The following is a 20,300-nucleotide window of genomic DNA, read 5'->3' as shown; positions in this document are numbered from 1 at the left end:
GTAGGGAGGCGGGCGGATGAGCCTGCTCAGGAATGTCGGGACGATCGGCGGGCTGACGCTGGTCAGTCGCTTTGCCGGGCTCGCGCGGGAGATGATCTTCTCCCGCGTGCTCGGTGCCAATGCCGTCACCGACGCCTGGTTTCAGGCGTTCATCATCCCCAACGTCTTCCGCCGCATGTTTGCGGAAGGCGCATTTTCGGCCGCCTTCGTGCCGATGTTCTCCAAGCGGTTGCATGGAGACGGCGGGATCGAGGAAGCGCGCAGCTTCTCCAATGACGTACTGAGCGTGTTCCTGCCGGTGCTGATCGCGGTCTGCGCGGTCATGATGCTGGCGATGCCGCTGGTCATTCGCCTGCTCGGCGATGGCGATTCCTCGCCCGCCGACTTCGCGATGGAAGTCGACTTCGCGCGGATCATGTTCCCCTACATCGCGCTGGTCAGCATGGTGACGCTGTTCACCGGAATGCTCAATTCGGTCAGCCGCTTCGCGCCCGGGGCAAGCTTTCCGATCATCCTCAACCTGGTGCTGATCGCGAACCTGCTGATCGGCGATCATGCCATCTCGCAATGGGGCTGGACCACGCGTCAGGTGGGCTACACCCAGGCCTGGGCGGTGACGGTGGGCGGTGCGATCCAGCTCGCCTGGCTCTATTACTGGACCCGGGTGGAGGGCTTCCGGCCCAAGCTGCTGTGGCCGCGTATCACGCCCGAGGTGAAGCGCCTGTCGATCATCGCGTTTCCCGCCGCGATCGGTGGCGGCGCGTACCAGATCAACACGCTGGTCCAGCTCTACTTCCTCAACCAGCTCGACAGTGGCTCGATCAGCTACATGAATTACGCCGACCGGCTGAACCAGCTGCCGCTGGGGATCATCGGCATCGCCCTGTCGACCGCGATCCTGCCCACGCTCTCCAAATTCGTCGGCGCGAAGAACCGGGCAGGGACCGATCGCATCCAGTCCGATGCGATCGAGCTCGCCATGCTGCTGACGATCCCCGCGGCCGTTGCCCTTGCGATCTGTGCCGAGCCCTTTGTCACGATGATCTTCCAGGGCGGCCGCTTCAGCGTCGAACAGGCGGCACTGACGGGCAATGTGCTGGCCGCGCTGGTCCTCGGCCTGCCCGCCTATGTGCTGGTGAAGGTGCTGGTGCCCAATTTCTACGCCCGGTCGGACACGCGCACGCCGGTCTACGCCGCGTTCATCTCGCTGGTCGTGTTCGCGGCGATGAACGTCGCGACGATCGGCCGGTTCGGTGTGGTCGGGGTCGCCTTTGCCAGCGTGATCGGCGCTTGGATCAATGTCGGCTATCTCTATGTGGTGCTGGTCAAGCGCGACTATTACCGCATCCCGTTGAAGCTGGTCGGGCGGATTGCGCGCCAGCTGGTTGCCGCCGCGGCGATGGGCGCTGCCCTGTGGTTCACGCGCGACCTGCTGACCGGGTGGTACGATGCGGGCCTGTTCGCGCGGGCAGGCGCGCTCGCCGCGCTCGTCGTCTGCGCGGGCGCTGTCTATTTCGGGATCGCCTTTGCGATCGGCGCGATCGACCGCCAGCGCATCACCACGCTGACCCGCAAGACCCCGGTGCCTGCAAGCGACGGGCCGGACGATGTTGCCGAATAGACTGCGTGTGATAAGGCTCGCCGCCATGGACCGGATTGCTCAGCCAGTGAACACTGCACCGCGCCGCTTTGCAACGCGCGGGCGGGCGGCCTGGCGATGGCTGGGTCAGCTTTGATCTGACCGCCGGGGGCCAACCCGGCACCAAGCCATTATCCGTTCGATTTTCGAAAGAGCTATCATCATGCGCGTCGTTTCCGGCATCCAGCCCACCGGCAACCTTCACCTCGGCAATTATCTCGGTGCGATCCGCAACTGGGTGCGGATGCAGGACGAGATGGATGCGGACAGCGAGTGCCTGTTCTTCCTCGCCGATCTGCACGCGATCTCGATGGCGCACGAACCCGCCGAACTGCGCCGCGCCACGCTGGAAATGGCCGCCGCGCTGGTCGCCTGCGGGATCGATCCCGATCGCTCGATCCTGTTCAACCAGGCGCAGGTGCCCCAGCACGCAGAGCTGCAATGGCTGCTCAACGGCACCGCGCGGATGGGCTGGCTGAACCGGATGACGCAGTGGAAAGACAAGGCGGGCAAGAACCGCGAAGGCGCATCGGTCGCGCTGTTCACCTACCCGGTGCTGCAGGCCGCCGACGTGCTGGTCCACCAGGCGACCCACGTGCCCGTGGGCGACGATCAGAAGCAGCATCTGGAGCTGGCACGCGACATCGCGCAGAAGTTCAACAACGACTTCTGCACCGAAGACGCCCCGCTGTTCACCCTGCCCGAACCGATCACTCCGCCCGATGCGGCGCGGATCATGAGCCTGCGCGACGGCAGCAAGAAGATGTCCAAATCCGACCCTTCGGACATGAGCCGGATCAACCTGTCCGACGATCCGGACGAGGTGATGAAGAAGGTCAAGAAGGCCAAGACCGATCCCGAGCCGCTGCCTTCCGAGCGCGACGGGCTCGAAGGCCGCGCAGAAGCGCTCAACCTCGTGACGATCTACGCCGCGCTGACCGACCGGAGCGTGGATGACGTGCTGGCCGAACATGGCGGGCAGGGCTTCGGCGCGTTCAAGCCTGCGCTGGGCGAGGTGCTGATCGAAACGCTGCGGCCGATCTCGGCACGGTTCAACCAGCTGCTCGAAGATCGCGAGGCGCTCGACGCAATCCTTGCACGCGGCGCAGCCAGGGCGCGCGACCGCGCTGCGCCCACGCTGGCTGCGACCTACCAAGCGCTCGGACTGGTCCGTGGCTGATCGCAGATCCCGCTAAGTCGAGGAAAGTTAAGGACTTCAAGAGGTTAAAGCAGCGTTCAGGGGAACCTGTCTAGGACGTGAATCGTAATGTCATGCGGGGGGCATCCCCACGGAGCGCCTCCCCTCACCCAGGGGCACTTGCCATGATCAAAACACGTTTTCTCGCTGCCGTCGGCGCGCTGGGCATTCTCGGCGCCGGGCTGACCGCTTGTGCGACCGGCTTCCAGGCCGATGTCTCCCGCTTCCAGGCGCAGTTGCCTGCGCCGCAGGGCCAGACCTTCGCGGTGGTCGCGGACGATCCCTCGCTCGCTGGCGGGATCGAGTTCGGCCAGTATGCCGAGCTGGTAAGCGGTGAGATGGCGCGACTGGGCTACGTCCCCGGCACGCCTGCCAATGCCGACCTGATCGTGCGGTTCGACTACGATGTCGATAACGGGCGCGAACGGGTCCGCTCGACCGGGACCGGCTTCCGCGATCCCTTCTACGATCCCTGGTATCGTTACCGTGCCGGGGCCTTCGTCCCGCGCGGCTACTGGGGTTACGGCTACTACGACCCGTGGCTCTCCAGCAGCAGCCGGATCGACAGCTACACCGTCTATACCAGCGAGATCGACCTCGACATCGACGACCGGCGGACCGGCCAGCGTCTGTTCGAAGGCACAGCCAAGGCCGTATCGCCCAGCGACAACCTGCAATATCTGGTTCCCAATCTGGTCGACGCGATGTTCACCGGCTTCCCCGGCAATTCGGGCGAAACCGTGCGTATCTCGATCAAGCCGGAAGAGCGGTAAGACCGGGCCGGAATGCGAAACAGGAAAGGGCGGGCCGGATGGTCCGCCTTTTTCGTATCAGAGCGTGGCGTGGCCGCCGGTCGAGCCGAAACCGCCGCTGCCGCGCGCGGTGTCATCCAGATCGTCCACCTCGGTAAAGGCCGCTCGGGTGACGGGGGCGAGCACCAGCTGCGCCACGCGGTCGCCGCGGCGGATCGCGAAGCTCTCGTCGCCGTGGTTGATCAGCAGCACCTTGAGCTCGCCGCGATAGTCCGAATCGATCGTGCCGGGCGCATTGGGTACGGAGATGCCGTGCTTGAATGCGAGGCCGGAGCGTGGGCGAACCTGAATCTCGTACCCCTGCGGAATCGCCACCGCTAAGCCCGTGGCGACGGCATGGCGCGCGCCGGGGGCGAGGTCGACATCCTCCGCCGCGCACACGTCCATCCCCGCCGCGCCATCTGTGGCGTAGACGGGCAGCGACAGGCCTTTGCCATGCGGCAGGCGCAGAATCGCCACGCCGACCGTATCAGTCATCATCATTCTCCAGCGCCAGCGCGATCCGTTCGACCAGCCGCATGGCGACCTCTTCCTTGGGCATCTGCGGCCAGTCCTCGACGCCTTCTTCGGTGACGAGATGGATGGTGTTGTGCGCCCCGCCCATCACGCTTTGCCCCACGCCGCCGGACACATCATTGGCGATGATCCAGTCGGCCTTCTTGCGCGCGCGCTTGGCCTGCGCGTTCTCGACCACATCGTCGGTCTCCGCAGCGAAGCCGATCAGCAGGCCGGGGCGGGCGTCCGAAGCGCCCAGCGTGGCGAGGATGTCGGGGTTTTCCGCCAGCTCGAGCGCGGGCGGAGCGTCGCCCCGCTTCTTCATCTTGCTCTCAGCCACATCGCGCGTGCGCCAGTCGGCGACGGCGGCGGCCATGATCGCGATATCGGCGGGCAGGCTTTCGCGCACCGCAGCCGCCATATCGCGCGCGGTCTGCACCTCGACGCGCATGACGCCAGGCGGCGTCGCCAGCTCCACCGGCCCCGCGACCAGCGTGACCCGCGCGCCTGCCGCTGCGGCAGCGGCGGCAATCGCGAAGCCCTGCTTCCCGCTGGAACGGTTGGCGATGTAGCGCACCGGATCGATCGGCTCATGCGTCGGCCCGGCTGTCACCAGCACGTGGCGGCCCGCCAGCGGTGCCCCGTCGAAATGGTAGAGAGCGCCGCGATCCTCTTCGGGCGCAGCCGCAGCCGCGCCGCCCTTCTCTGCCAGCAGCGTGTCCGGCTGCGGCGCCGCCTTCCGCCCCCCGCGCGGAATCAGCGATGCGATCAGTCCACCGAGGCCGCCCTGCGACTCGCGCTCGCGCGTCTCGGTGCCGGTATCCTGCCCCGCCCAGCTGGCGATCGCATTCCAGATCGCGGGCGGTTCGGGCAGGCGGCCTGCGCCGTATTCGCCGCAGGCCATCGGCCCTTCGTCCGGATCGAGCACGATCACGCCCGCCTCTCGCAGCCGCGCGACATTGGCCTGCACTGCGGCGTGGCTCCACATGCGCACGTTCATCGCGGGCACCGCCATCACCGGCTTGTCCGTCGCGAGCAGCAGGGTGGTCGCCAGATCGTCCGCAATACCCGCCGCCATCTTGGCCAGCATGTTCGCGGTCGCAGGGCACACCACCACCAGATCCGCCTCACGGCTGAGCTGGATGTGGCCCATCTCGACCTCGTTCCTGAGATCCCACAACGTGGTGTGGACGGGATTTTCGCTGAGCGCGGCTAGCGTCATCGGAGTGACGAAGTGCGATCCCCCCTCGGTCAGCACGCAGGTGACGCTGCCGCCGTTCTTGCGGATCAGGCGGATCAGCTCGCACGACTTGTAGGCCGCGATCCCGCCGCCGATCACCAGCAGCACCTTGATGCCGCTCAGCGCCGCCATCAGCCGATCACCCCCAAAGCGAACAGGCCCGCCATCAGGCCCGCGCCGCCCAGCACCAGCGCCGCCTGGCCAAGCCAGCCGGGGCCGCTTTCACGCACGCGCCGGTCCCACATCAGCTCGATCTCGGGCAGCGGAGCGGGCTCGGGCGCGCCGCCCTTGGGCGGGTATTTCTCCTCGAGCCGGCGGACCAGCCCCGGGATGCGCTGCAGGGTGTCGAAATCCTCGCGCAGACGCTCGGCAATCGCGGCCTCGGGGCCCAGCTCGTCGCGAATCCAGCTGCGCACGAAGGGCGCGGAGACGTCCCACATGTTGATCTTGGGATTGAGCTGGGTGGCGATGCCTTCGACCATCACCATCGTCTTTTGCAGCAGCAGCAGGTGCGGCTGCGTCTGCATGTCGAAATCGCGGGTGATCGCGAACAACCCGTCGAGCATCTGGCCGACCGACAGCTCGCTCACCGGCTTGCCGCGCATCGGCTCACCCACCGCGCGAAGCGCCGTGGCGAATTCGCCGACCGAGTGGTGGCTGGGCACATATTGCGCCTCGAAATGGATTTCCGCGACCCGGCGGTAATTGCCCGTGGTCAGGCCGTAGAGGATCTCCGCCAGCCACTGCCGTGCGCGCCGGTCGATCCGGCCCATGATCCCGAAATCGATCGCCGCGATCGTGCCGTCGGGCTCCACGAACAGGTTCCCCTGGTGCATGTCGGCATGGAAATAGCCGTAGCTGATCGCCTGCGTGAGGAAGGCGAGCACCAGCCGTTCGGCCAGCTGCTCCAGATCATGCCCAGCAGCGACCAGCCCTTCGCGGTCGCTCATCTTGATGCCATCGATCCATTCGATCGTCATCACGCGACCGTTGGTGCGATCCCAGTCGACCGCGGGGATGCGATAGCCGGCAAAACCCTTCATCGCCTCGGCCAGCTCGCTCGCGGCGGCAGCCTCGCGCCGCAGGTCGAGCTCGGTATTGGTCCAGCGCTTGAAGTTGGCGATGGTCAGCGCAGGCCGCAGGCGCGCGGCCTCGCCCCCCATCGCCTCGACATGCGCGGCGGCCCATTCGTAGGTCGCGATATCGCGCGCGAACTGCTCGCGAATGCCGGGGCGCAGCATCTTGACCGCGACCTGCCGTCCATCGGTGGTGATCGCGCGGTGGACCTGCGCGATCGACGCCGCGCCGACGGGCTTGGGGTCGATCTCGGCAAACAGCGCGTCGACCGGCTGGGCAAAGGTCGATTCGATCACCGGGCGCAGGCTCTCGAACGGGACCGGCGGCAGGTTGTCCTGCAAGGACAGAAGGTTGAGCGCCGCCTCGTCCCCGACCAGATCGGGCCGTGTGGCGAGCGACTGGCCCAGCTTGATCGCCGCCGGGCCGATCGCGCGGAACGCGCCTGCATAGTCGGGAGTCGCGGGCTGGCGGGTGCCGAACCGGGCGAGCCTGACCAGACGCTTGACCGGCGCAGGCGTGTTGGGATCGCTCTCGATCCCGCGCAGCGCGCCGTGACGCGCGGCGGTCCGCCCCCATTTCAGCAGGCGCCAGATATGGCGAGACGGGCGTGTCACGCGATCAGATTTTCCAGCCGGAATGAATGTTCACAGCCCCGCCGAGGATCGTCTCGACACGGGTCTGCGTAAAGCCCGCCGCCTTGATCATCGCCTCGAACTCGGGCGGGCGCGGGAAGCGGCGGATCGATTCGGCGAGGTAGCGATAGCTCTCCTCGTCATTGGCAATCAGCTTGCCCATCAGCGGCATCAGCCGGTGCGAGTAGAGGTCGTAAACTTCCTTGAAGCCGGGCCAGTCGGTGCTGGAGAACTCCATGCAGTAGAACCGCCCGCCATGCTTCAGCACGCGGTGCGCCTCGGCCAGCGCCTTGTCGATGTGGGTCACGTTACGAATGCCGAACACGATCGTGTAGGCATCGAACTGGCGGTCGGAGAAGGTCAGCTCCTCGGCGTTCTGGCACGACCAGACGAGGCCGTCGATCCCGCGCTCCATCGCCCGTTCGACGCCCACGTCGAGCATGTCCTGGTTGATGTCGGACACGATCACGTCCGCGCCGCAATCGGCCATGCGGAAGGCGATGTCGCCGGTGCCGCCCGCCATGTCGAGAATCGCCTCGCCCGGCTGCGGTTTGACCCGCCGCACGAAGCGATCCTTCCACAATCGGTGCATCCCGCCCGACATCGCATCGTTCATCACGTCGTACTTGGCGGCGACGCTGGAAAAGACGCCGCCAACGCGCGCGGTCTTCTCATCGGGGCTGACATCTTCGTAGCCGAAGGAAACGGTATCGCTCATGGAGTTGGGCCTTAGGGGGAAAGGTTTGTGGCGTCTATTCGCTAGCTTGGTTTGATCGGCACCAGCCCTCTCCCCCTCCCAACCACCCATGGCATTATGCTGTCGGGTGGTTGGGAGGGGGAGAGGGCTGGCACCGCCTCCGGCGAACCGCCATATCCACCACCAACACGTTCCCAATCGCCGGAAAACCAATGCCCGAACTTCCCGAGGTCGAGACCACCGTGCGCGGGCTCGCCCTTCATCTGGAAAACCGCACCATCACCGCCGCGCGCACCGCACGGCCCGACATGCGCAGGCCCTTTCCCGAAGGGCTGGAGCAGGCGCTGGTCGGCGCGCGGGTGACCTCACTGGGGCGGCGCGCCAAGTTCGGCCTGATCCATACCGACCGCGACCAGACGCTGATCTTCCATCTGGGGATGAGCGGGCGCTGGCGGATCGATCCCGAGCAGCCCGACCGGCACGATCACCTGCTGATCGAAACCGAATCGAATCGATTCGCGCTGAACGACCCACGCCGATTCGGCTGGGTCGATCTGGTCGACACCGCTGCGCTCGATGCGTGGCCCAGCTTCGTCACCATGGGGCCCGAACCGCTCGGCCCCGATCTTACCGCCGCCCATCTGCGCGCCGCGTTGGCGGGCCGCAGGCAGGCGATCAAGCTGCTGCTGCTCGACCAGAGAATCGTTGCCGGGCTCGGCAATATCTACGTGTGCGAGGCGCTGTGGCGCGCCCGGATCAGCCCGAAGCGTGCAGGTGGCCGCGTCTCGCTCGCGGCGCTGGAACGGCTGGTTACGGCGATTCGCGAGGTGCTGGAGCAATCGATTCGCGATGGCGGATCGACCTTGCGCGATTATGCCCGGCCCGATGGCGAGCTGGGCTATTTCTCCACCCGGTTCGACGTCTATGGCCGCACCGGCGAATCGTGCCGACGCGAGGATGGCGGGCATATCGCCCGGATCGAACAGGGCGGTCGCAGCACCTGGTATTGCCCGGTCTGCCAGAGGTAGGCTTTCGGCCAATTTCCTTGACGAGCCGGACACCGCGCCCTATGTGCGCGCCCTTCCGGCGAGCAATCGCCGCTTCCAGGCATTGATTTTAAAAGCAGTTGGCTGCGCGCTTCGCGGCCAGAGACAAGGACGACCATGGCCAATACGCCGCAAGCCCGCAAACGCATCCGTCGCAACGAGCGTCGCGCCGAAATCAACGGTGCGCGTATGAGCCGCATCCGCACCTTCCTCAAGAAGGTCGAAAGCGCCATCGAAGGCGGCGACAAGGAAACCGCACAGACCGCCCTTCGCGCTGCTCAGCCCGAGCTGGCGCGCGGCGTTGCCCGCGGCGTTCTCCACAAGAACACCGCGTCGCGCAAGATGAGCCGGCTTTCCAAGCGGGTTGCCGCTCTCTAAGCTGCTTTCAGACCACAATCTGACCGCGTTTTCGGGGTCGTCGCCGTGTGCGACGGCCCCTTTTGGTTTTGTCTTAAAACCGACGCACAGGCTTCGCGATTCGGCCTAGGAATCCCGCCGATTCGAGGGGTCATCCGGGGCGAAAAAACAGCGTTTACAGCGCCTTAAACGGAAGGCTGCGGCTCACACCACTGTCAATTTCTTTATTTCAAATTCGCTACCATTTCGCGCTTGCCCATCGGCCCCCAGACCTGTCTATTGATCGTCACCGCCGGGGAGGGACACCGCGGCTGGGACTAAATCGAAGATGGCCGGTGGGGGGCCTCAACACTGCTCGCGATGACACGCGATTCCGGTGAAGGGGGCGCTGTATCCATCGAATGTAAACAGGGAACCCCGGAGGCGACACGCGCTTCCGGAAGCGGAGGTCTATTAGCAAGTCATGGCACGTATTCCCGATACGAACGGTGCCGCGCGCAAGCGGGCCAAAGGCGAAGGCGAAGATATGGAGCGCGTGGCGCTGGCCGCGGACTGGGACGATATCAGCACCGGCCTGCGCAAGGATCTGGGCCATCAGCTGCACAGCCAGTGGATCAAGCCGATCCAGCTGGGCGAGTTCGACTCCGAAACCGGCACGCTGGCGCTGTACCTGCCGTCCGAATTCGCCGCCGAGTGGGTCCGCAAGCATTTCGCCGACCGCCTCTCGCTCGCGTGGAAGATCATGCGTTCCGAGATCAAGACCGTCGCGATCGAGGTGCACCCCAGCCGCAAGCGGATGGCCGACATCTCGCTGGGCGATTCGCGTCGCCCGGCCAATGACGGGCCCGAACTGCGCGTGGTGTCCGATGGCGGCTTCGGCGATCCTGGCTTCAGCAGCGTCGGCCTCGACGCCTCGCTGACCTTCGCCGCCTTCGTCACCGGCGATGCCAACGTGCTCGCCCGCAACGCCGCGCAGCGGATGGCCGCGAACGAGAAGCCGCAGTTCTCGCCGCTCTACATCAAGGCCGCAACCGGTCAGGGCAAGACGCACCTGCTGCACGCGATCGGCCACCAGTTCCTCAGCCAGCACCCGCGTGCGCGGATCTTCTACTGTTCGGCAGAGCGCTTCATGGTCGAGTTCGTCCAAGCGCTGAAGCAGAACCGGATGATCGAGTTCAAGACGCGCCTGCGCGGGTTCGACCTGCTGCTGGTCGACGATCTGCAGTTCATCATCGGCAAGGCGAGCGCTCAGGAAGAGCTGCTCTATACGATCGATCACCTGCTGTCGGAGGGCAAGCGACTGGTCTTCGCCGCCGACCGCGCACCGCAGGCGCTCGACTCGGTCGAACCGCGCCTGCTCAGCCGCCTGTCGATGGGTCTGGTCGCGGACATCCAGCCCGCCGATCTGGAACTGCGCCGCTCGATCCTCGAATCGAAGCTAACCCGGTTCGCGCCGCTCAGCGTACCCGACGATGTGGTCGACTTCCTCGCCCGCACGATCACCCGCAATGTGCGCGAGCTGGTCGGTGGCCTCAACAAGCTGATCGCCTATGCCCAGCTGACCGGCCAGCCGGTCTCGCTGCAGCTGGCCGAAGAACAGCTGACCGATATCCTGTCGGCCAACCGCCGCCGGATCACGATCGACGAGATTCAGCGCACCGTGTGCCAGTTCTACCGCATCGACCGCAGCGAGATGAGCAGCAAGCGCCGCACCCGCGCCGTGGTTCGCCCGCGTCAGGTCGCGATGTACCTGTCCAAGGTGCTCACCCCGCGCAGCTATCCCGAAATCGGGCGCAAGTTCGGCGGGCGCGACCATTCGACCGTGATCCACGCGGTCAAGCTGATCGAGGATCTGCGGACCCGCGATGCGGACATGGACGGAGACGTTCGCAGCCTGCTGCGCCAGCTCGAAAGCTGATCGCACCACCCACAGCCGGCCCACACTCAGCCCACAGCCGATCGACAGCTTGCACACCGATTGTCGACAGACCCATCCACAGGTCTGTCGACAGCTCGGCCACAGGCTGCCAACAGCGTGTCCATGGCCGATCCCCAGCCTTGCCCACAGCGAGTCGACTTGCCCGCCACGCTCGGCGCCGCGCTGCTGCGGGGCTTGCGCAGCACCTGCCCGCGCTGCGGCGAGGGGCGGCTGTTTCGCAAGTGGATCAAGCCGGTCGATGCCTGCCCGCATTGCGCGCAGGACTGGTCGGTCCAGCAGGCGGATGACTTCCCCGCCTATATCGGCATCTTCGTGGTCGGGCATCTGCTCGCACCGGTCGTGATCGCGATGATCGGGACCTACGACATGTCGCCGATCCTGACGCTGGCGATCATCCTGCCGGTCGCGGTGGCGATGCTGCTGGCGATGCTCCAGCCGGTAAAGGGCGGCGTGATCGCCTTCCTCTGGTGGTTCGGCATCGGCAGCTTCGTGCAGGAGCGGCGCGACGAGGATTCCGACAAACCGTGACCATCGCACCCGAACGGCTGGAGCGTTTCGCGCGTCACATCGTGCTGCCCGAAGTGGGCGGCGCGGGGCAGGCCGCGCTCGCGGACATGCATGTCGCGCTGATCGGCCTGGGCGGAATCGGCAGCCCGGCGCTGCAATATCTCGCGGGCGCAGGCGTGGGTCGTTTCACGCTGGTCGATTCGGGCGATGTCGAGCTGTCCAACCTCCAGCGCCAGACGATCTACACCACCCGCGACATCGGCCATGCCAAGGCGGTCGCCGCACGCCGCTGGCTCGCCAATTTCGACAACGGCCTGACCGCCGATGTCCGTGACGACCGGATCGATGCGGCCAATGCGGCCGCATTGATCGAGGATGCGGATCTGGTGCTCGACGGGACGGACAATTTCGCCACCCGCCTCGCCGTGTCGGACGCGTGTGTTGCGGCGCGCGTGCCGCTGCTCTCCGCCGCTGTGGGCCGCTTCCAGGGCCAGGTCGGCGCGTTCGCCGGTCACCTGCCCGAACACGCCTGCTACCGCTGCTTCGTCGGCGATGCCTTCGATGCCGAGGATTGCGACACCTGCGCCGAAGACGGCGTGCTGGGCGCAATGGTCGGCTGGGTCGGCAGCTTCGCCGCAATGCAGGCGATCCGCGTGCTGCTGTGCGGGGTGAGCGCGCTGGGCGATCCGCAATGGGGTACGCTGCATCTGATGGAGGGGCTCAGCCCCGCGATGCGCAGTTTTCAGATTGCGAAAGATCCGGCGTGCAAAGGGTGCGGCTCAGCCGCCTAGCAGCTCGTCCACCCACGCGGGTACGAGTTCTCCCGCCCTGCCCTGACGCGATTCGTCGAACCAGTGCGAGCCTTCGCTGCGTTCGAGATTGAGCTCCAGCGTGCGCGCGCCGTAGGCCGCAGCCTCCTGCACGAAACCTGCCGCAGGATAGACCGCGCCGCTGGTCCCGATCGAGACGAACAGGTCCGCACCGGCCAGCGCGGCATAAATCCGCTCCATCTCGTAGGGCATCTCGCCGAACCACACGATGTCGGGCCGCAGCGCGGGCGCGCCGCACGCCTCGCAGGGCGGCGCATCGCTCAGCGGACCGTGCCACTCCATGCGCGCGCGGCACGCCGTGCACAGCGCGCTGCGCAGTCGGCCATGCATGTGGAGCACGCTCTTCGCGCCCGCGCGCTCGTGCAGGTCGTCGACGTTCTGGGTGACGATCAGCAGGCTGTGCGATTCGGCGTCCGGCCATTCGGACTCGAGCCGGGCAAGCGCCCGGTGCGCCGCATTGGGCTCCACCGTGTCGAGCGCCGCGCGCCGCGCATCGTAGAACCCCTGCACCAGCGCCGGGTTGCGCGCGAAGGCATCTGGCGTGGCGACGTCCTCTATCCGGTGCTTCTCCCACAGCCCGCCCGCGTCGCGGAACGTGTCGATCCCGCTTTCTGCGGAAATTCCTGCGCCGGTCAGGATGACGATGTTGCGAATGTCTGCCATGCACCCATCAAACACCGGCAAGGCGCGAGGGCAATGGCAGCAATCGGAATCATCGGGCGCGACGGGCGCATGGGGCAGGCAATCGCTGCGGCTATCGAGAGCGGCGAACACACGCTGGCAGGCGCGGTCGACAAGGGCGAGGATGTCGCCGGCCTTGCCGATCGCAGCGAGGTGCTGATCGACTTCTCCGCTCCGCAGGCGCTCGAGAGCAATCTGCACGCCGCCGTCGGCGCAGGCGTTCCGCTGCTGATCGGCACCACCGGGCTGGAAGAACATCACCACACCGCGATAGACAACGCCGCGCGCGCGGTCGCGGTGCTGCAGACGGGCAATACCTCGCTCGGCGTGACCATGCTCGCGCGGCTGGTGCGCGAAGCGGCAGGGGCGCTGGCGCAGGGCTGGGATGTCGAGATCGTCGAGATGCACCACCGCGCAAAGGTCGACGCGCCGTCTGGCACCGCGCTGCTGCTGGGCGAAGCCGCGGCAAGCGGACGCGGGATCGACCTCGCGCAGAATTCCGAGCGCGGCCGCGACGGGCACACCGGCGCACGCGGTGATGGCGCGATCGGCTTCGCAAGCCTGCGCGGCGGCACGGTCGCGGGCGAGCACTCGGTCATCCTGGCAGGCGAGAACGAGCGAATCGTGCTCAGCCACGTGGCCGAGGACCGCACGCTGTTCGCCCGCGGCGCGCTGACCGGCGCGGATTGGCTGATCGGCAAGCCGCCCGGGCGCTATTCGATGGAAGACGTGCTGGGAATCTGATCGGGCATGACCAAGGACCAGATCTTCGAATTCTTTAGCAGGCTGGCGGAGGGCAATCCCTCACCCGAGACCGAGCTTGAATACGGCAACCCGTATCAGCTGCTGGTCGCAGTGACGCTGAGCGCGCAGGCGACCGATGTGGGCGTGAACAAGGCGACCCGTGCGCTGTTCGCGGACGTAAAGACACCGCAGCAGATGATTGATCTGGGCGAGGATGGGCTGAAGGAGCACATCAAGACGATCGGGCTGTTCAACTCCAAGGCGAAGAACGTGATCGCGATGGCACGGCTGCTGGTCGACGAGCATGGCGGCGAGGTGCCGCAGACGCGTGAGGAACTCGTCACGCTGCCCGGTGTCGGCCGTAAGACCGCCAATGTCGTGCTCAACTGCGCCTTCGGGCAGGAAACCTTCGCGGTCGACACGCACATCTTCCGCGTCGGCAACCGCACCGGCCTCGCCAAAGGCAAGACGCCCGAGGCGGTCGAGGCGAAGCTGGAAAAGCGCGTCCCCGGTCCATTTCGCCTTCACGCACACCACTGGCTGATCCTGCACGGCCGCTACGTGTGCAAGGCGCGCACGCCCGAATGCTGGCGCTGCGAGGTTTCCGATCTGTGCAGCTTCCGCAAGAAGGTGGTAGAACCGCCCAAGGCGCGGCGCTGATTCTCGCCGCGCACAGGTCGCAGCGGAGAACCCCCATGATGAAACTTGCAGCAGCCCCCCTTGCCGGAATGATCGCGCTGTGCGCCTGTGCGCCGGTCGACCAGCCGGACACTGTGCCTGCCGAGGTCAAGCCTGCGGTGCAGGTCACCGGCGCGGCGAAGAGCTGCATTTCCGCCTCGCTCGTACGTAACACCAAGGTGCGCGGCGACGGGGTGATCGATTTCGAGCTCGACGACGGCAAGATCTATCGCAACGCACTGTCGCAAGGCTGCCCCGCGCTGCGCCGCGGCGATGCCATCGCCTACGATGTGCGCGGCGGCAACCTGTGCAGCGGGGAGATCGTCTTCGAGCTCAACAATATCGGCGGCCAGCTCTCGCGCGGTGCCGCCTGCGGCCTCGGCGAGTTCGTGCCGGTCGAATATGCCGACACGGTCAGCGATGCGCCGGCAACGATGGACAACTAGCCCACGCTAGACGTCGTCCGCGCTGGCGAGCTCGGCCTTGTCGATCTCGCCCAGCATGGTCGCCGTGGCCACCGTCACCGTGGCATCGCCGGTGACGTTGGTCGCGGTGCGCATCATGTCCATGATCCGGTCGACGCCCGCAACGAAGGCAATGGTTTCCAGCGGCACGCCAACGGCGGTGAAGATCGCGCCCATCATCACCAGCCCGCCGCCGGGGATCCCCGCCGCGCCGATCGAGCCCACGGTCGCGAGCAGGGCGATCATCCCGTAATCGCCCCAGCTTAGATCGACCCCGAAGATCTGCGCGCCGAACAGCGTCGCAAGACCGAGGTACATCGCCGTTCCGTCCATATTGATGGTCGAGCCGAGCGAGACGATGAAGCTGGAAGTGGGGCGGCTGACACCGAGGTTGCGCTGGGTGCAGCGCAGCGTCACCGGCAGCGTCGCGCTGGAGGAAGCGGTCGAATAGGCCACTGCGATCGCATCGATCATTCCCCGAAAGAAGCCGATCACCGACACGCGCGACAGCAACAGGATGGCGACGTACATGATCGCAATGATCAGCAGGCACCCGGCATAGTTGAGCGCGACCAGCTTGCCGAGCGCAGCGACGGCATCAAGGCCGAGCGTGCCGACCACCCAGGCGATCAGCGCGAAAACGCCGAAAGGCGTGAGTTCCATGATCACCATCGTGATCTTCTGGAAGATCACCGCGCCCGCATCGAAGGCACCGGCGACTGCCGCCACCGCACCTCTTGTCGCGCCCGGCGCCTCGGGGTTTTCCTTATCCTCTTCCCGCTTGGCGAGCAGGATGCCGATGCCGACCAGCAGGGAGAAAACGATCAGCGGCAGCACGTTGACGTCCGCCATCACCTTCACCGGACTGACCGGGATCATCGAGCGGACCATTTCGCGCCAGTCGAAGGGCGCAGGCTCGGGCACCGCACCCATCTCGATCCCGCTCGTGTCGAGGCCGATGCCGGGCGCGAAGAAGGTCCCCAGCCCCAGGCCCAGCCAAACCGCGATCTGACCGGTAACCACGAACAGGAGGATTGCGCGCCAGCCGACGCTGCCCAGCTTGCCGAGATCGCCAATCGCGGTCACCCCCGACACCAGGCTGAGGAAGATCAGCGGGACGATCAGCATCTTGATGAAGTCGATGAAGACATCGCCGACGATCTTGATGCTCTCGGCATCCTCGCCCCAGAAATACCCAACGATCGCGCCCAGTATCAGCGCGAGCAGCACGCGCGCCCACAGCGGTGTGGCGAACCAGGCCTTGAACATTCACTTCCCCCTAGAATCTCTAGCCGCCTCTAGTGCCGTTGCCGGAGGAAGACGGCAAGCCTTGCGCGTTCAGCTCTCCAATGCGGCGCGTGCAACCCGCGCATAAATCCGCGCAAGGACGGCAAGGTCCGCCACCGCGACCGCTTCGTCGGTCTTGTGCATGGTCGCGTTGACCAGCCCGAACTCGATCACCGGGCAGACGCTGCGCAGAAACCGGGCGTCCGACGTCCCCCCGCTGGTGGAGGCTTCGGGCACCACGCCCGTCTCCGCCTCCACCGCAGCGGCGATCATGCCGGAAAACTCGCCCGGCGGGGTCAGGAACGGCTCGCCCGAGATGACGGGACGCACATCGACCTGATGACGGGCGCAGATCGTGGTGACTTTCTCGCTCAGCGAGGCACCCGAGTGCAGATCGTTGAAGCGGATGGACAGCCGCGCCCGCGCCTCGCCGGGAATGACGTTGTGCGCCGGATTGCCGACTTCGATATCCGTGATCTCCAGATTGCTCGGCTGGAACCAGTCGGTGCCCTCGTCCAGCTCGAGCGCTTCCAGTTCCGCCATCGCGGCGACCAGTCGCGGGATCGGGTTGTCGGCCAGATGCGGATAGGCAACGTGGCCCTGCGTGCCCTTGGCGCTAAGCCACATGTTGACCGAGCCCCGGCGGCCGATCTTCATCATGTCGCCCAGCCGGTTGACGCTGGTGGGTTCGCCCACGAGGCACAGGTCGGGCGCATGATCGTTCGCGTGCATGAAATCGATCAGCGCGCGGGTGCCGTGCAGCGCGGGCCCCTCCTCGTCCCCGGTGATGATGAAGCTGATCGTCCCGGCATCGGCGGGCACCTCCGCAACGGCGGCAACCATGCAGGCGATCGCGCCCTTCATGTCGACCGCGCCGCGCCCGTAGAGCAGGTCGCCCCTGGTTTCGGGCGCAAATGCGCCGCTTTCCCAGCCCTCTCCCGGCGGAACCACATCGAGGTGCCCGGCAAAGGCGAAGTGCTTCGGCCCTGCTCCGGCGCGGATCGCGAACAGGTTTTCGACCGGGGCCTCGTCCGACCCGGCAGGCCCGCTACCGCGCGTGAAGCGATGGACGGTGAAGCCGAGCGGCTCCAGCATCGCCTGCATCTCATCGAACACCGCTCCGGTTGCGGGGGTGACGCTGGGCGCGGCGATCAGCCGCTTGGCGAGGTCGAGAACATCAGTCATGTCTTGCGCGCTAGCAGGAGACTTCGCCAATGCCCAAGCTCGATCTCGATGCGATCCCTCAGACCAACGCGACCGGCTATCCCGCCCCCTTCGACCGCGAAGTGCAGGGCCGCTGGTATCGCCGTCTTGCGCCCGTTGCCGGACTGACGCGGATGGGGGCGAGCCATGTGACGCTCAAGCCCGGCGCGTGGTCGAGCCAGCGCCACTGGCACAGCGCGGAGGACGAGCTGGTCGTGATGCTGGCGGGCGAGGCGGTGCTGGTCGAGGATGAGGGCGAGAGCATCATCCACCCCGGCGATGTCCTCGCCTGGCCCGCTGGCATGGAGAACGGCCACCATCTGCAGAACCGCAGCGACGCCGACTGCGTGTTCATCGCGATCAGCGCGGGGCCGAAGGCCGAGGATTCGGGCGCATATCCCGATATCGACATGGTGTTCGACGCCGAAGGATACGCCCGCAAGGATGGCACGCGTTACGCGGCGAAGCGCACGCCTTAATCGCGCGCGGGCTCAGGCAGCGGCCCCGGCTCCATCGCCCGGTCGAGCAGCTCCGCGATCCGCAGCCCGGCCTGCGTGACGCGGCGCTGCGAGACGGGGACTGCCGTTTCGATCGCCTGCTGCGTCAGCACGGTCTCGTCGGGCAGCGGGCCGTCGAGCGGGCTGCGGTCGAAGGCGTTGGGATAGACGAAATCGCGCGCCGTCGCCCAGCTCTCGCGGCCCCAGTCGGCAGGCGTGCCGCCCGCCAGCTCGGCACGCTCGGCGGCGGTGTAGCGGCGCACCAGAGAGGGCCGCGCGCTGGTGATCGCGCGTTCGGCCAGCGGGCCATCCCAGATCCAGTGGAGGTTGAGGCCCGGCGCGATGCCGTAGGCGGCCTCGCGGTCGTTGCCGCCGCGGTCGTCCAGATCGCCCGAGTGCAGCGGCATGTGGATGTCGCCGGTGAAGTGGACCACGAAGGCGAGCGCCTGCAGGCGGACATTGGCGGGCAGGCTCTCGTCGGCGAGAATGCGGAAATTCCGCTCGATCTGCGCGCTGACGCAATTGCCGCCGGAGCAGTTCTTGCGCACGTCGTAGTCTTCGGTCACCGGCTCGGTCTGGTAATGCCAGGCGGAGGTATAGCCCCAGCGCCAGCCCTCGCGCCGGATGCAATCGGGCCAGGTCGCCGCCTCCACCAGATTGCCCAACGGGCAGTCGGGCGTGCCGATCAGCGGCTCGGCGGCGAACAGCCTGTCGAGCTTTGTGCGCGTCTCGGGCCGGATATTGGCCTGCGCGATCTCTGCGGTGATGCCGTGCGCGTAGTAGCCCCAGGCATGGCCCGCGCTCGGCAGCAGCAAGGCGATTCCCGCCAGCGCAGCGCCGATGCGCATGCCAACCCCGCGCCTCAAGCCTGTGGCACGCTTTCGTATTGTTCGATGACCCATTGTTCGTCCTCGGCGGCGGCAATCCATTGCTGGAGCCAGTCGTGCGTCCAGACCGCCTGCATGTAGCTGTCGGCGAAGCCCGGTACACCGAAGCCATAGGTGATGAAACGGCTGACTACGGGGGCGTAGAAAATATCCGCCGCGCCGAAGGTGCCGAACAGGAACGGCCCGCCACTGCCGAACCGCGCACGCGCCTCCGCCCACAGGCCGAGGATGCGCACGACATCGTGCCGGGTGCCCTCGGAAATCTTCACGTCCGTATGCCGCGCGCGAATATTCATCGGGCATTCGCGCCGCAGCGACAGGTACGAACTGTGCATTTCGGCGACCATTGCGCGGGCCATCGCGCGCGCCGCATCTTCCTTGGGCCAGAAGCGATCGCGACCGACCTTGTCGGCCAGATATTCGAGGATCGCGAGACTGTCCCACACGACCGCCTCGTTATCCCACAGCACCGGCACCTTGCCGGACGAGGGCGTGAGGTCGCCCTCCTTCTGCTTGAGCGCGTCCCAATCCTCGCCGAACAGCGGGACGAGCAGCTCTTCGAAGGAGAGGCCCGCCTGCTTGCATGCCAGCCAGCCGCGCAGGCTCCAGCTGGAATAGTTCTTGTTGCCGATAATCAGTTTCATGGGTCTGTCGCGTCGGGCCTTACCGGGATGAACCTCGCGCCTAGAGCGCCGCCTCGCCGCTGTCGAGCGTGGCGGCGATGACAGGGAGGAGGCTTACGGGGTCAGCGCGTCGGCAACAATCGCTGCGCGCAGGGCCGCAATCCCCTGCCCCTTTTCGGCACTGGTCAGGTGGATTTCGGGGTAGGCTGCGGGATGCTTCTTGGCCTCGGCGGCGACCTTGTCGTGCGTTTCGGCCAGCGCGCTCGCCTTGATCTTGTCGCTCTTGGTCAGGACGATGCGATAGCCCACCGCCGCCTCGTCGAGCATCTTCATCATCGCCCGGTCGGTGTCCTTGAGACCGTGGCGGCTGTCGACCAGGACGAGGGCGCGCGCCAGCACCGGCCGTCCGCGCAGGTAGGTGCGGACCACGTTCTGCCATTTCTCGACCACGCTCTTGGGCGCCTTGGCAAAGCCGTATCCGGGCATGTCGACCAGCCGGAACTGGGTCGGCTGGCCCACCTCGAAAATATTGAGCTCCTGCGTGCGTCCCGGCGTGACCGAGGCACGCGCGATGCCTTTGCGCATGGTCAGCGCGTTGAGCAGCGAGCTTTTGCCCACGTTGGAGCGGCCCGCCAGCGCGATTTCCGGCACGGTCGGTTCGGGCAGGAACTTGAGCTGCGGGGCGGACAGCAGGAATTCGACCCGCCCGCTCACCATGCGCGCAGCGGCGACCTCCTCAGGCGTCTGCGGGCCCGGGCCGGGCGCGC

The 20,300-nt window shown here is 66.5% G+C and carries 22 protein-coding genes; 12 read left to right on the top strand and 10 right to left on the bottom strand.

What is annotated here, in order from left to right; genetic code table 11:
• Positions 1 to 16: 16 nt before the first annotated feature.
• The 3 genes from murJ to VO57_004100 all read left to right on the top strand — a co-directional run bounded on the left by murJ (position 17) and on the right by VO57_004100 (position 3,610).
• A complete protein-coding gene (murJ, locus tag VO57_004110) occupies positions 17 to 1,621 on the top strand; it encodes a murein biosynthesis integral membrane protein MurJ (GenBank protein XBL70535.1) in 1,605 nt (534 codons plus the stop codon).
• A 181-nt stretch (positions 1,622 to 1,802) separates the two neighbouring features.
• Positions 1,803 to 2,819, top strand: a complete 1,017-nt coding sequence (gene trpS, locus VO57_004105; protein ID XBL70534.1) for a tryptophan--tRNA ligase — start codon at positions 1,803 to 1,805, stop codon at positions 2,817 to 2,819.
• 143 nt (positions 2,820 to 2,962) lie between these two features.
• Positions 2,963 to 3,610, top strand: coding sequence for a DUF4136 domain-containing protein (locus VO57_004100; protein ID XBL70533.1), 648 nt, complete (start codon positions 2,963 to 2,965; stop codon positions 3,608 to 3,610).
• A 57-nt stretch (positions 3,611 to 3,667) separates the two neighbouring features.
• Here VO57_004100 and dut read toward each other — a convergent pair whose 3' ends face one another.
• Genes dut through VO57_004080 form a run of 4 tightly spaced genes read right to left on the bottom strand, consistent with a single transcriptional unit; the run spans position 3,668 to position 7,811 of the window.
• Positions 3,668 to 4,126: a dUTP diphosphatase gene (gene dut / locus VO57_004095; GenBank protein ID XBL71391.1), complete on the bottom strand. Its 459-nt coding sequence runs from the start codon at positions 4,124 to 4,126 to the stop codon at positions 3,668 to 3,670.
• Positions 4,119 to 5,516: a bifunctional phosphopantothenoylcysteine decarboxylase/phosphopantothenate synthase gene (locus VO57_004090; protein XBL70532.1), complete on the bottom strand. Its 1,398-nt coding sequence runs from the start codon at positions 5,514 to 5,516 to the stop codon at positions 4,119 to 4,121. The genes dut and VO57_004090 overlap by 8 nt, the downstream gene beginning before the upstream one ends.
• Entirely contained in the window at positions 5,516 to 7,075 is a 1,560-nt protein-coding gene (ubiB, locus tag VO57_004085; protein XBL70531.1) for a 2-polyprenylphenol 6-hydroxylase, read from the bottom strand. The genes VO57_004090 and ubiB overlap by 1 nt, the downstream gene beginning before the upstream one ends.
• A gap of 4 nt (positions 7,076 to 7,079) precedes the next feature.
• Positions 7,080 to 7,811, bottom strand: coding sequence for a class I SAM-dependent methyltransferase (locus VO57_004080; protein ID XBL70530.1), 732 nt, complete (start codon positions 7,809 to 7,811; stop codon positions 7,080 to 7,082).
• A 191-nt stretch (positions 7,812 to 8,002) separates the two neighbouring features.
• On the opposite strand from VO57_004080, the gene mutM reads away from it, so the two are divergent.
• From mutM to VO57_004055, 5 genes are all read left to right on the top strand, one after another.
• On the top strand, positions 8,003 to 8,818 hold the full coding sequence (gene mutM, locus VO57_004075; GenBank protein ID XBL70529.1) for a bifunctional DNA-formamidopyrimidine glycosylase/DNA-(apurinic or apyrimidinic site) lyase: 816 nt from the start codon (positions 8,003 to 8,005) through the stop codon (positions 8,816 to 8,818).
• A 135-nt stretch (positions 8,819 to 8,953) separates the two neighbouring features.
• Positions 8,954 to 9,214 (top strand): 30S ribosomal protein S20, encoded by a 261-nt coding sequence (gene rpsT, locus VO57_004070; GenBank protein XBL70528.1) that lies wholly within the window; start codon positions 8,954 to 8,956, stop codon positions 9,212 to 9,214.
• A gap of 442 nt (positions 9,215 to 9,656) precedes the next feature.
• Positions 9,657 to 11,111: a chromosomal replication initiator protein DnaA gene (gene dnaA, locus VO57_004065; protein XBL70527.1), complete on the top strand. Its 1,455-nt coding sequence runs from the start codon at positions 9,657 to 9,659 to the stop codon at positions 11,109 to 11,111.
• Positions 11,112 to 11,234: 123 nt separating this feature from the next.
• On the top strand, positions 11,235 to 11,660 hold the full coding sequence (locus VO57_004060) for a DUF983 domain-containing protein (GenBank protein ID XBL70526.1): 426 nt from the start codon (positions 11,235 to 11,237) through the stop codon (positions 11,658 to 11,660).
• Positions 11,657 to 12,430 (top strand): HesA/MoeB/ThiF family protein, encoded by a 774-nt coding sequence (locus tag VO57_004055; GenBank protein XBL70525.1) that lies wholly within the window; start codon positions 11,657 to 11,659, stop codon positions 12,428 to 12,430. Before VO57_004060 ends, VO57_004055 begins: the two co-directional genes overlap by 4 nt.
• Here VO57_004055 and VO57_004050 read toward each other — a convergent pair.
• Positions 12,419 to 13,132, bottom strand: a complete 714-nt coding sequence (locus tag VO57_004050) for an NAD-dependent deacylase (GenBank protein XBL70524.1) — start codon at positions 13,130 to 13,132, stop codon at positions 12,419 to 12,421. The genes VO57_004055 and VO57_004050 overlap by 12 nt on opposite strands.
• A 33-nt stretch (positions 13,133 to 13,165) precedes the next feature.
• On the opposite strand from VO57_004050, the gene dapB reads away from it, so the two are divergent.
• From dapB to VO57_004035, 3 genes are read left to right on the top strand one after another with little or no spacing between them, the layout of a single operon-like run.
• Positions 13,166 to 13,894, top strand: coding sequence for a 4-hydroxy-tetrahydrodipicolinate reductase (gene dapB / locus VO57_004045; protein XBL70523.1), 729 nt, complete (start codon positions 13,166 to 13,168; stop codon positions 13,892 to 13,894).
• A gap of 6 nt (positions 13,895 to 13,900) precedes the next feature.
• Complete coding sequence (nth, locus tag VO57_004040; protein XBL70522.1) at positions 13,901 to 14,554, top strand: endonuclease III; 654 nt, start codon at positions 13,901 to 13,903, stop codon at positions 14,552 to 14,554.
• A gap of 35 nt (positions 14,555 to 14,589) precedes the next feature.
• The gene (locus VO57_004035; GenBank protein XBL70521.1) at positions 14,590 to 15,018 is read left to right on the top strand and encodes a hypothetical protein; all 429 of its coding nucleotides are present in this window, start codon (positions 14,590 to 14,592) and stop codon (positions 15,016 to 15,018) included.
• Between the two features lie 6 nt (positions 15,019 to 15,024).
• Here the strand turns inward: VO57_004035 and VO57_004030 are convergent, their stop codons facing one another.
• Both VO57_004030 and dapE read right to left on the bottom strand, forming a co-directional pair.
• Entirely contained in the window at positions 15,025 to 16,305 is a 1,281-nt protein-coding gene (locus VO57_004030; protein ID XBL70520.1) for a dicarboxylate/amino acid:cation symporter, read from the bottom strand.
• 69 nt (positions 16,306 to 16,374) lie between these two features.
• A complete protein-coding gene (gene dapE, locus VO57_004025) occupies positions 16,375 to 17,508 on the bottom strand; it encodes a succinyl-diaminopimelate desuccinylase (protein XBL70519.1) in 1,134 nt (377 codons plus the stop codon).
• A gap of 29 nt (positions 17,509 to 17,537) precedes the next feature.
• On the opposite strand from dapE, the gene VO57_004020 reads away from it, so the two are divergent.
• Positions 17,538 to 18,005, top strand: a complete 468-nt coding sequence (locus tag VO57_004020) for a cupin domain-containing protein (GenBank protein XBL70518.1) — start codon at positions 17,538 to 17,540, stop codon at positions 18,003 to 18,005.
• On the opposite strand, the gene VO57_004015 is transcribed toward VO57_004020, so the two are convergent.
• The 3 genes from VO57_004015 to yihA all read right to left on the bottom strand — a co-directional run bounded on the left by VO57_004015 (position 18,002) and on the right by yihA (position 20,250).
• Complete coding sequence (locus VO57_004015) at positions 18,002 to 18,871, bottom strand: S1/P1 nuclease (protein ID XBL70517.1); 870 nt, start codon at positions 18,869 to 18,871, stop codon at positions 18,002 to 18,004. The two genes, VO57_004020 and VO57_004015, sit on opposite strands and share 4 nt — an antisense overlap.
• Before the next feature lie 14 nt (positions 18,872 to 18,885).
• Positions 18,886 to 19,554 carry a glutathione S-transferase family protein gene (locus VO57_004010; GenBank protein ID XBL70516.1) on the bottom strand — a complete coding sequence of 223 codons (669 nt, stop codon included), beginning with the start codon at positions 19,552 to 19,554 and terminating at the stop codon, positions 18,886 to 18,888.
• Positions 19,555 to 19,647: 93 nt separating this feature from the next.
• Complete coding sequence (gene yihA / locus VO57_004005) at positions 19,648 to 20,250, bottom strand: ribosome biogenesis GTP-binding protein YihA/YsxC (protein XBL71390.1); 603 nt, start codon at positions 20,248 to 20,250, stop codon at positions 19,648 to 19,650.
• Positions 20,251 to 20,300: the final 50 nt, after the last annotated feature.

Origin of the sequence: Citromicrobium bathyomarinum, assembly GCA_001306305.2 — a bacterium.
Lineage (GTDB): Bacteria > Pseudomonadota > Alphaproteobacteria > Sphingomonadales > Sphingomonadaceae > Alteriqipengyuania > Alteriqipengyuania bathyomarina.
The sequence above is the reverse complement of the archived record's forward strand: the minus strand, read 5'-3'. Positions and strand labels throughout refer to the sequence as shown.